The sequence below is a fragment of the Streptomyces sp. Ac-502 genome (assembly GCF_045222935.1).
In the GTDB taxonomy this organism is placed as follows: domain Bacteria; phylum Actinomycetota; class Actinomycetes; order Streptomycetales; family Streptomycetaceae; genus Streptomyces; species Streptomyces monomycini.
The window spans coordinates 7,040,449-7,051,765 of sequence record NZ_JBHFFO010000001.1 but is presented as its reverse complement, the minus strand read 5'-3'; the positions used below and the strand labels follow the sequence as shown (position 1 = coordinate 7,051,765).

Sequence of the window (11,317 nt, the reverse complement as noted above, 5' to 3'; positions counted from 1 at the left end):
CCGGGGCGGCGCGGCGGTTCAGCCGGGACTGACACCCCGGTCCACCCCGGCCCGCCTCATCCTCACTCCGCCTCCCCCGCCCCCGGTCGGACGTCGGCCACACATACGGCAACCCCTCCGGCACCTCGGGGAAGAGCGTCCGGTAGTGCTCCGGAGCCTTGGTCACCAGGGCCGACTGATGGCTGCGGTGGAAGGCCGGGTCGCCGAGCCAGTTCGGAAGTTCGCCGGCTTCGGCCAGTTCGGCGTACGCCCGTACCGGCGCCTCTGGGCGGTAGGACGTGAAGTCGGTGGCCAGGGTCGCGGCGCAGGTGTCCTGGCGGCCGGCGTCGGTCCATTCGCGGCACATTTCGAGGCCGTACCGGACCAGGGCCTCCTCATAGCCCGCCCACATGCGGACGGCCGGGTGGCGCCGCCAGCCGTAGCCGGGGACGGTGAGGCCGCGCAGGACCTGGAGGGCCTCCACCCGCTGCTTCCCGAGTCGGCGCGCGTCGAGGACGGCGGCGGAGGCCGCGAAGTCGGGGTACGGGAGGAAGGTCTGCATGGGGACAGGTGTAGCCCCTGCACGGTGACCGTGCAGGGGCGGTTGCTTCGGATGGCCCAGTGGCGGGACGCCGGGTGGCCCAGTGGTGCGGCGCCCCGCACGGGTTACGGCAGCAGTCCGGACAGCGGAACGTCCGGAGTGGCGACAGCCGCGGTCAGCAGCGTGATCAGCGTCGCCGCCATCCCCTCCACCGTCCCCCGCTCGAAGAGATCCGTGTTGTATTCCACGAAACCGTCCAGGCCCTCGGGCGTGCCTTGCGGGGCGCGCTGTTCGGTGAGGCCGAAGGACAGGTCGAAGTGGGCCACGTGCAGGTCCACGGGTTCGGGGCGGGCGTGGTTGCCGCCGAGGGTGAAGTGGCGTTCGGGGGCGTTGTCGAGGGTGAGGAGGGTCTGGAAGAGGGGGTGGCGGGCGGTGGAGCGGGCCGGGTTGAGGGCTTCGACGAGTTGTTCGAAGGGGAGGTCCTGGTGGGCCCAGGCGGCGAGGTCGGTGTCGCGGACGCGGGCAAGGAGGTCGCGGAAGGTGGGGTCTTTGGAGGTGTCCGTACGGAGGACGAGGGTGTTGACGAAGAAGCCCACCAGGTCGTCCAGGGCCTGGTCGGTGCGGCCGGCGACGGGGCTGCCGAGGGGGATGTCGGTGCCGGCGCCGAGGTGGGTGAGGAGGGTGGCGAGGCCGGCCTGGACGACCATGTAGAGGCTGGTGCCGGTGTCGCCGGCCAGGGCGTGCAGGCCCTGGTGGAGGTCGGCGGGGAGGTGGATCGGGAACATGTCGCCGCGGTAGGTGGTGACGTCCGGGCGGGGGCGGTCGAGAGGGAGGGGGATCTCGGCGGGCAGGTCGGCGAGTTGGTCGCGCCAGAAGGCCAGTTGGCGGTTGTAGGTGCTGTCGGGGTCGGCCGGGTCGCCGAGGAAGTCCTGTTGCCACAGGGAGTAGTCGGCGTACTGGACGGGGAGCGGCGACCATTGCGGGTCCTCGCCCGCGCTGCGCGCGTCGTAGGCGGCGGCGAGGTCGCGGGAGAGGGGGCCATGGACCAGCCGTCGCCCGCGATGTGGTGGAGCAGCAGGAGGAGGACGTGCTCGTCCGGGCCGGTCGGGAAGAGGGTGGCCCGCAGGGGGTGTTCGGTGGTGATGTCGAAGGAGTGGGCGGCGGCTGCGTGCAGGGCAGGGGCCAGGCCGTCGGGGTCCGTCTCGACGACGGTCAGCAGGTCACGGCCGGAGTCGGGCGCCAGGATGATCTGCTGGGCGGCGCGGGCGCGGCGGGGGAAGACGGTGCGCAGGCTCTCGTGCCGGGCGACGAGGTCGCCGAGGGCGGCCCGTAGGGCGTCGTGGTCGAGTTTGCCGGAGAAGCGCAGGGCGAGCGGGATGTTGTAGGTGGGGCTGGGGCCTTCGAGGCGGTGCAGGAACCAGAGCCGTCGCTGGGCGTAGGAGAGGGGGACGGTGTCGGGGCGTACGGCGGGTTTCACCGGCGGGCGGGCCTGGGCGGTGGTGGAGTCCAGGCGCCGGCCGAGGGCGGCGACGGTGGGGGCCTCGAAGAGGGCGCCGATGGGCAGTTCGACGTTCAGGGCGGTGCGGATTCGGCTGATCAGGCGGGTCGCCATCAGGGAGTGGCCGCCGAGGGCGAAGAAGCTGTCGTCGATGCCGACGCGGGGGACGCGCAGCACGTCGGCGTACAGCCCGCAGAGGATTTCTTCCTTCGGGGAGCGGGGGCCGCGGCCGCCGAGTTCGGAGCGGGGGTCAGGGGCGGGCAGAGCCTTGCGGTCGACCTTGCCGTTCGGGGTGAGCGGCATGGTGTCGAGGGCCACCAGGGCGGTCGGCACCATGTAGGCGGGCAGGCGGTCGCGCAGGTGGCGGCGGAGGGCGGTGGCGTCGAAGGCTTCCCTGGAGACGGGGACGAGGTGAGCGACCAGGCGTGCGTCGCCCGGGGTGATCTCGCGCAGGTTGACGGTGGCCTGGGCGACGGCGGGGTGGGAGTCCAGGACGGTCTCGATCTCGCCGAGTTCGATGCGGAAGCCGCGCATCTTGACCTGGGAGTCGGCGCGGCCGACGTAGTCGAGCTGTCCGTCCGCGGTCCAGCGGACCAGGTCTCCGGTGCGGTACATGCGGGCGCCGGGGGCGCCGAAGGGGTCGGCGACGAAGCGTTCGGCGGTGAGGCCGGGGCGGTTGAGGTAGCCGCGGGCGGGGCCGGTGCCGCCGACGTACAGTTCGCCGGTCACCGAGGGGGCGACGGGGCGCAGGGCGCTGTCGAGGACGTAGACACGCATGTTGTCCATGGGGCGTCCGATGGGGACATTTCCGGCGATCCGGCGCGGTGCGCGCATCGGGTGGTAGGTGGCCGACATGGTGACCTCGGTGGGCCCGTAGACATTGAAGACGCGGGTGTCCGGGCAGGCGTCGAGGATCTTCTGTACGGCGGACGGGGAGGCGGCCTCGCCGCCCGTCCAGACCTGCCGGACGCCCGCGAGCGCGCCGGGGCACTCCTCGGCGAGCAGGGTGAACAGGGCGGTGGTGAGGAGGACCGCGGTGATGCGGTGGGTGGTGAGCAGGGTGCGGTAGTCGTCGGGGGTGAGGTCGCCGGGCGGGGCCATGACGAGGTGGCCACCGTTGAGGAGCGGGACCCACAGGTCGAAGGTGGAGGCGTCGAACGCGGTGGAGGCGTGGCCGAGCACGGTGTGCCGGGCGCCGTCGGGGCCGTCCTCGGCCCAGCAGTGGTCGGCGGCCAGGGCCACCACGTCGCCCTGGGTGACGGCGATGCCCTTGGGCGCACCGGTCGAGCCGGAGGTGTACATGACGTACGCGACGGAGTCGGCGTACGCCGTCGGCCCGGCGAGGTCCGTGTCCGGCAGGTCCGCCACCGTGTCCGCGCAGGCGTCGACGGCCAGGGCCGGGACGCCGGGGAGGTAGGCGGCGGCCGGCAGGTCCTGCTGGGTCAGGACGACGACGGCTTCGGTCTCCGCCGCGATCAGCCGCATCCGGGCGGCCGGGTAGCGCTTGTCGAGCGGTACGTACACGCCGCCCGCCTTGAGGACGGCGAGGATCGCGACGACCAGGTCGGCGGAGCGGTCCAGGAGGACGGCGACGCGGCTCTCGGCGCCGACGCCGTACGCGCCGGTCAGGTGCCGGGCGAGGCGGTTGGCGCGGGCGTTCAGTTCGGCGTAGGTGAGGGTGGTGTCCTGGAAGGTGAGGGCGGGGGCGTCGGGGTGCGCGGCCGCCTGCGCCTGGAAGGCCGCCGCGAGGGAGGTGCGCCGCAGCGGCCGGTCGGTGGCGTTGACCTCGCCGAGCAGCAGGGCCCGCTCGTCGGCGGTCAGCACGTCGAGACGGGCGAGCGGCTGGTCGGGGTCGGCGGTCACGGTGTCGAGCAGGGCGACGAACCGGGCGGCCAGCGCCTCGACCGTGCGCCGGTCGAAGAGGTCGGTGCTGTACTCGATCGCGCCGTCCATGCCGGGCCGTTGGCCGTGCGCGCCGCGCCGTTCGGTCAGGAAGACGGACAGGTCGAAGCGGGAGGCGTCGACGTGGACGGGCTCGGTGTGGGCGGGGTGGCCGCCGAGGGTGAATTCGCCTTCGGGTGCGTTGTCGAGGGTGAGCATGGTCTGGAAGAGGGAGTTGCGGGCCGCCGAGCGGACCGGGTTGAGGGCTTCGACCAGCTGCTCGAACGGAAGGTCCTGGTGGGCCCAGCCGGTGAGGGCGGTGCTCCGTACGCGCTGGAGCAGTTCGCGGAAGGTCGGGTCGCCGGAGGTGTCCGTACGCAGCACGAGGGTGTTGACGAAGAAGCCGATGTGGTCGTCGAGGGCCTGGTCGGTGCGGCCCGCGACGGGGCTCCCGAGCGGGATGTCGGTGCCCGCGCCGAGCCGGGTGAACAGGGTGGCCAAGCCCGCCTGGAGCACCATGTAGAGGCTGGTGCCGGTCTCGCCCGCGAGGGCGTGCAGGCGCTGGTGCAGCCGCGCGGGGATCTCCCAGGTGATCGAGTCGCCGCGGAAGGAGGCGCGCTGCGGCCGCGGGCGGTCGGAGGGCAGCGCGATCTCTTCGGGGATGCCCTTCAACTGCTCGCGCCAGTAGGCGATCTGGCGTCCGTAGACGCTGTCGGGGTCCTCGGGGTCGCCGAGGAAGTCCCGCTGCCAGAGGGTGTAGTCGGCGTACTGGACGGGCAGCGGGTCCCACTGCGGTGCCCGGCCCTGGCGGCGCGCGTCGTACGCGGTCGCCACGTCGCGGGAGAGCGGCGCCATCGACCAGCCGTCACCGGCGACGTGGTGGAGCAGCAGGAGCAGGACGTTCTCGGCCGGGCCGACGCGGAAGAGCTTCACGTGCAGCGGCAGGTCGGCGGTCAGGTCGAAACGGTGCCGGGCGCCTTCCTTGAGGAGCGCGCGGAACGCCTCCGGGTCGCCGGGGACGTCCTCGGTGACGCTGAGGATGTCGAAGGCGGCGGGTTCGGTGGCCGGGTCGAGAATCACCTGCTGCGGAGTGCCGCCGGTCTCGCGGAAGACGGTGCGCAGGCTTTCGTGCCGGGCGAGCAGGTCGCCGAGGGCGGCGCGCAGCGCTTCCTCGTCCACCGGGCCCTCGATGCGCAGCATGAGGGGGATGTTGTAGGTGGGGCTGGGGCCTTCGAGGCGGTACTGGAACCACAGGCGGCGCTGGGCGTACGACAGCGGCAGCACCTCGGGGCGCGGCATGGGCCGCAGGGCGCCGCGGGTGCGCGCGGTGGACAGGCCGAGGCGTTCGACCAGGGCTTCGACGGTGGGGGCCTCGAAGAGGGCGGCGATGGGCAGTTCCACGCCGAGGACCGCGCGGACGCGGCTGACCAGGCGGGTGGCGAGCAGGGAGTGGCCGCCGAGGGCGAAGAAGCTGTCGCCGATGCCGACGTTGGTGACGCCGAGGAGGTCGGCGTACAGCTCGCACAGGATCTCCTCCTGCGGCGAGCGCGGGGCACGGGCGCCCGCGTCGGCGCCGGTGCGGGCCGGATCGGGGGCGGGCAGCGCCTTGCGGTCGACCTTGCCGTTCGGGGTCAGGGGCAGCGCGTCGAGGACCGTGATGACGGACGGCACCAGGTACTCGGGCAGCCGGGCGAGCAGGTCGCGGCGGAGGTCGGCGGCGAGGGTCTGCCGGGCGGCGTCCTCGGCGGGTACGACGTAGCCGGTCAGGCGGAGGTCGCCGGTACGGTCGGCGCGCGCCGCCACGGCGGCCTGCCGTACCGCCGGGTGGGCGCCGAGCGCCTGCTCGACCTCGCCCGGCTCGATGCGGTGGCCGCGCACCTTGACCTGGTCGTCGGCGCGGCCGACGAACTCCAGCTCGCCGTCGCCCCGGCGCCGTACCAGGTCGCCCGTGCGGTACATCCGCGCACCCGCCGGGCCGAACGGGCAGGCCACGAAGCGCTCCGCCGTCAGCCCGGAGCGCCCGAGATAGCCACGGGCCAGACCGGAGCCCGCCAGGTAGAGCTCTCCCGCGCCGCCGTCCGGCACCGGCCGCAGCAGCGCGTCGAGCACGAACAGCCGTACGTCGCCGATCGGTGCGCCGAGTGAGGGCACCACGCGGCCGGACAGCGGTTCGCCCACCGTCGCGCACACGGTGGCCTCGGTCGGGCCGTACGCGTTGACCATGCGGCGGCCGGGCGACCAGCGTTCCACCAGGTCGGCGGGGCAGGCCTCGCCCGCCACGACCAGCGAGACGATGCCGGGCAGCGTCTCGTGCGGCGGCAGGGCGGCCAGGACCGACGGCGGCAGCGTGGCGTGGGTGACGCGCTGCGCGGCGAGCAGGTCCTCCAGCCCGGCGCCCGGCAGCAGCCGCTCCCCCGGCGCCATGACCAGGGCGGCGCCCGCCAGCCACGTCACGCACATCTCGGAGACCGACGCGTCGAAGCTCGGCGAGGCGAACTGGAGCACCCGGCTCTCCCCCGTCACCGCGAACCGCTCGGCCTGCGCGGCGGCCAGCGCGGCGAGGCCGGTGTGGGAGACCACGACGCCCTTGGGGGTGCCCGTCGAGCCGGAGGTGTGGATCACGTACGCCGGGTGGGCGGGACGCAATCCGGTGGCGGGGTCGGTGTCCGGGTACGCGGACAGGTCCTGGCGCAGCGCCGAGGCGTCCAGGACGAGGGCGGGCGCGGTGTCCGCCAGGACGAAGCCGCGCCGCTCGGCGGGGTAGTCCGGGTCGACGGGTACGTACGCGCCGCCCGCCTTCAGGACGGCGAGCAGCGCGACCGCCAGCTCCGCCGAGCGCGGCAGCACCACGGCCACCAGCGCCTCCGGGCCCACGCCCTGGCCAGTCAGCCAGTGGGCGAGGCGGTTGGCGCGGGCGTTCAGCTCACGGTAGGTGAGCGAGACGTTTTCGAAGACCAGCGCCGTGGCGTCCGGCGTACGGGCCGCCTGCTCCGCGAACAGCTCGGGCAGGGTGCTGTGCCGGACCGCCGGACGGGCCACCGACGCGTTCCGCCGCAGCCGCTCGTGCTCCTCGGTGGTCAGCACGTCGAGGTGGGCGAGCGGCACGTCCGGCGTGGCGACGGCCGTCTCCAGGACGCGGACGAACTGGGCGGCGAGCGTGGCGACCGTGGAGCGGTCGAAGAGGTCGGTGCTGAACTCGACGAAGCCGTCCAGGCCGCGCGGTTCGCCCTGCGGGCCCTGGCGCTCCCAGAGGCTGAGGAAGAGGTCGTACTTGGCGGTGCCGGTGCTGACCAGCTCGGTACGGGTGCGGACGCCGAGCCGGTCGAAGCCGCCCTCGGGGGCGTTCTGCACGGCGGCGACCACCTGGAACAGGGGCTGCCGGCCCGCCGACCGTACCGGGTTGAGGGCTTCCACCAGTTGCTCGAAGGGCAGGTCCTGGTGGGACCAGGCGGCGAGGTCGGTGTCGCGGACGCGGCGCAGCAGGTCGCGGAAGGTCGGGTTGCCGGAGGTGTCCGTCCGCAGCACGAGGGTGTTGACGAAGAAGCCCACCAGGTCGTCCAGGGCCTGGTCGGTGCGGCCCGCGACGGGGCTGCCGAGCGGGATGTCGGTGCCGGCGCCGAGGCGGGTGAGCAGGGCCGCCAGGCCCGCCTGCACGATCATGAACAGGCTGGTGCCGGTGTCGCGCGCCAGGGCGTGCAGCTTCGCGTGCAGGCTCGCGGGGAGTTCCAGATCCAGGGCATCACCCCGGTACGTCGCGCGTCGGGGACGCGGGCGGTCGTACGGGAGCGCGATCTCCTCGGGGAGGCCGGTCAGCTGCCGTGTCCAATAATCGAGTTCCCGCGCTTGGACACTGGACGGGTCCCGCGGATCGCCGAGGAAGTCCCGCTGCCAGAGGGTGTAGTCGGCGTACTGGACCGGCAGCGGGGCCCACCGCGGTGCCCGTCCGGCGCGGCGCGCGTCGTACGCCGCCGCCAGGTCGCGCGAGAGCGGCGCCGACGACCAGCCGTCGCCCGCGATGTGGTGCAGCAGCAGGAGCAGCACGTGTTCGCCGGGACCGGTCTGGAACAGCGTGGCGCGCAGGGGCAGTTCGGTGGCGATGTCGAAGGTGTGGCGGGTGGCCTCGCGGAGCAGGCGCCGCACGTCGTCCGGGGCGGTCCGCACCACGGAGAGGACGGACGGCATTCCGGCCAAGCCGTCCGGCCCGATCACGACTTGGTGCGGGGTGCCGTCGGCCGCCTCCTGGAAGACCGTGCGCAGGCTCTCGTGCCGGGCGAGCAGGTCGCCCAGCGCGGCGCGCAGCGCGTCGTGGTCCAGCTCGCCGGTCAGGTGCAGCGCGGTCGGGACGTTGTACGTGGCGCTGGGCCCCTCCAGCCGGTGCAGGAACCACAGGCGGCGCTGGGCGTACGACAGGGGCAGCACGTCGGGGCGCGGGACCGGCCGCAGGGCCGGGCGGCCCCCGGAGGCGGCGGCGTCGACGTGTGCGGCGAGCGCGGCGACCGTGGGCGCCTCGAACACGGCGGTGATCGGGAGGTCCACGTCCAGGGCGGTGCGGATGCGGCCGATCAGGCGGGTGGCGAGCAGCGAGTGGCCGCCCAGGGTGAAGAAGTTGTCGTCGATGCCGACCCGTGGCACGCCGAGGATGTCGGCGTACAGCTCGCACAGCACGCCCTCGCGCGGGGTGCGCGGCGCCCGGCCGCCGGTCTCGTCACCGGGTCGGGCCAGGCCGGGCGCGGGCAGCGCGGCGCGGTCGACCTTGCCGTTGGGCGTCAGGGGCAGGGTGTCCAGCGGGACGAGGGCGGACGGGACGAGGTGGGCGGGGAGCCGGTCGCGCAGGTGCCGGTGGAGGGCGGTGACCAGGGCGGCGGTGGTCAGGGCCGCGCCGGGGTCGGTGGTGTGGTCCGCGAGCGGGCCGGTGAGGTCGCCGGCCGGGCGGCAGAGGCCGACGGGGGCCGCCGAGGCGAGGTCTTCCCGCGGCGCGAGAAGAAGGTCGTAGTGGCCTTCCGGACTGCCCGGCGCCCAAGTGGCGGCAGCCCAGCGGCCGAGGCGGGCGGCAAGCCCGGTGAGCTGCTCGGGTTCGGCTCCGTCGGCGGTGCCGGTGGCGGCCAGCCGGGAGCGTGCCTCGTCCACCGGCAGGCCCGCCGTGACGGCGGCCTCGGCCGCCGCTTCGCCCGCCAGGCGCGGGTTGGGCACCCCGGTCAGGCGCAGCCGCTGTCCGGGCCGGTCGCGCAGGGCCTGTGCGAGGGTGGTCTCGTCGGTGACGTCCCGGCCCCAGGCCAGGCTGGGGACGTCGGCGAAGGAGACCGTGCGGGCGGGCCGCTTGTGCAGGACGGCGTCGTAGCGGTGGCGGGTCAGCTCGTTGTGGTGGCGGGTGCCCTTGAGCTGGAGGTCGGTGCCCGTCACGTCGGGAAGTTCGGTGGGCAGCGCGGCGAAGAAGTCCGGGTCGACCAGGAGTTCCTTCTCCAGCCGGACGCTCTGGTCGACGACCGCGCCGAGGGCGTCCGGTTCGGTGTCCGCTCCGGCGCGGTGCAGTTCGACGGCCGTACGGAAGAGCCGGAGGAGGCGCCGGTTGCGGAGGTCGCCGACGAAGACCCGGCCGCCGGGGGCCAGCAGGTCCACGGCGTTGCGCAGGACGCGCAGGAAGTAGGCGGCGTTGGGGAAGTACTGGGTGACCGAGTTGATCACGATGGTGTCGAAGTACCCGGTGGGCAGGCCCTCGGTCGCGTCGGCGGGCCGGCAGCTCAGCTCGACCTTTCCGGCCAGCTCCGGTACGGCGGCGACCTGACGGCGCAGCCGCTCGACGGCCGGGGCCGAGAAGTCCGCTCCCCAGTACGCCTCGCAGGCGGGCGCCACCTGTGACAGCAGCAGGCCGCTGCCGACGCCCATCTCCAGCACCCGGCGGGGCTTCAGCGCGAGGATGCGCCGTACGGTCTCGGCGCGCCAGTCCCGCATTTCCGCTACGGGGATCGGGGTGCCGTCGTAGCTGCTGTTCCAGCCGCCGAAGTCCTCGCCGAACGGCGGCTCGTCGTCCTGCGCCTTGGCCTCGTCGGCGTAGACCAGGTCGTGCATCTCCTGCCACTCGCCGACCTGGTGCGCGTCGGCCCCGGCGTCCGGCGCGGGGCCGTCGGCCGGTACGACGTAGCCGACCAGGCGGACGTCGCCGGGCCGGTCCTCGCGGGCGGTGACCACGGCCTGTCCGACCGCCGGGTGCGCGCCGAGCACCTGCTCGACCTCGCCCGGCTCGACGCGGTGGCCGCGTACCTTGACCTGGTCGTCGGCGCGGCCGACGAACTCCAGCTCGCCGTCGCCCCGGCGCCGTACCAGGTCGCCCGTGCGGTACATCCGCGCGCCCGCCGGGCCGAACGGGCAGGCCACGAACCGCTCCGCCGTCAGCCCGGAGCGGCCGAGGTAGCCGCGGGCCAGGCCGCTGCCGGTGACGTACAGCTCGCCGGTGGTGCCGTCCGGCACCGGGCGCAGCGCCGCGTCGAGGACGTACAGGCGTACGTCGGCGATCGGCGTGCCGAGCGCGGGCACCACGCGGCCGGACAGCGGCGCGCTCACCGTGGCGCACACCGTGGTCTCCGTCGGGCCGTACGCGTTGACCAGGCGCCGCCCGGCCGACCAGCGTTCGACCACGTCCGGCGGGCAGGCCTCGCCCGCCACCGCCAGCGTGGTGATCTCCGGGAGGGTGGTGTGCGGCGGGAGCGCCGCCAGCACGGACGGCGGCAGGGTGGCGTGGGTGACGCGCTGTTCGGCGACCAGTTCGGCGAGGCCCGCGCCGGGCAGCAGGCGGGCCGCGGGCGCCATGACGAGGGCGGCGCCGGTCAGCCAGGCGCCGCAGAACTCGGCGACGGACGCGTCGAAGCTGGGTGAGGCGAACTGGAGGACGCGGCTCTCCCCCGTCACCGCGAACCGTTCGGCCTGCGCGGCCGCCAGCCCGGCGAGGCCCGCGTGCGAGACGACGACGCCCTTGGGCACGCCGGTCGAGCCGGAGGTGTGGATGACGTACGCGGCGTGGCCGGGCGTGAGGCGCACGCCCGGGTCGGTCGCGGGGTGGCCGGACAGGTCGCGGGGCAGGGTCGCCTCGTCGAGGACGAGGACGGGGGCCACGTCGGCGAGGATGAACGCGCGGCGGGCCCGCGGGTACTCCGGGTCGACGGGTACGTAAGCGCCGCCCGCCTTCAGGACGGCGAGCAGGGCGACCGCCAGCTCCACCGTACGCGGCAGGACCAGCGCCACGCGGGTCTCCGGGCCCACGCCCTGTCCGGCGAGCCAGTGCGCCAGGCGGTTGGCCCGCGCGTCCAGCTCGCGGTACGACAGGGTGGTGTCCTCGAAGGCCAGCGCCGTGGCGTCCGGGGTGCGGGCCACCTGCCGGGCGAAGAGTTCCGGGAAGGGATCGGCGGAAACCGCCGCCTGCGTGA

The 11,317-nt window shown here is 74.5% G+C and carries 1 protein-coding gene and 2 pseudogenes; all 3 read right to left on the bottom strand.

From position 1 onward, the window contains the following. Window positions 1–82: 82 nt before the first annotated feature. A pseudogene (locus tag ACEXOX_RS32235) lies at window positions 83–541 on the bottom strand (MSMEG_6728 family protein); the annotation flags it as partial. A gap of 104 nt (window positions 542–645) precedes the next feature. Next, window positions 646–1,569, bottom strand: a complete 924-nt coding sequence (locus ACEXOX_RS32230; RefSeq protein ID WP_406526540.1) for a condensation domain-containing protein — start codon at window positions 1,567–1,569, stop codon at window positions 646–648. A 50-nt stretch (window positions 1,570–1,619) separates the two neighbouring features. Then, window positions 1,620–11,264: pseudogene (locus ACEXOX_RS32225) on the bottom strand (amino acid adenylation domain-containing protein); the annotation flags it as partial. Window positions 11,265–11,317: the final 53 nt, after the last annotated feature.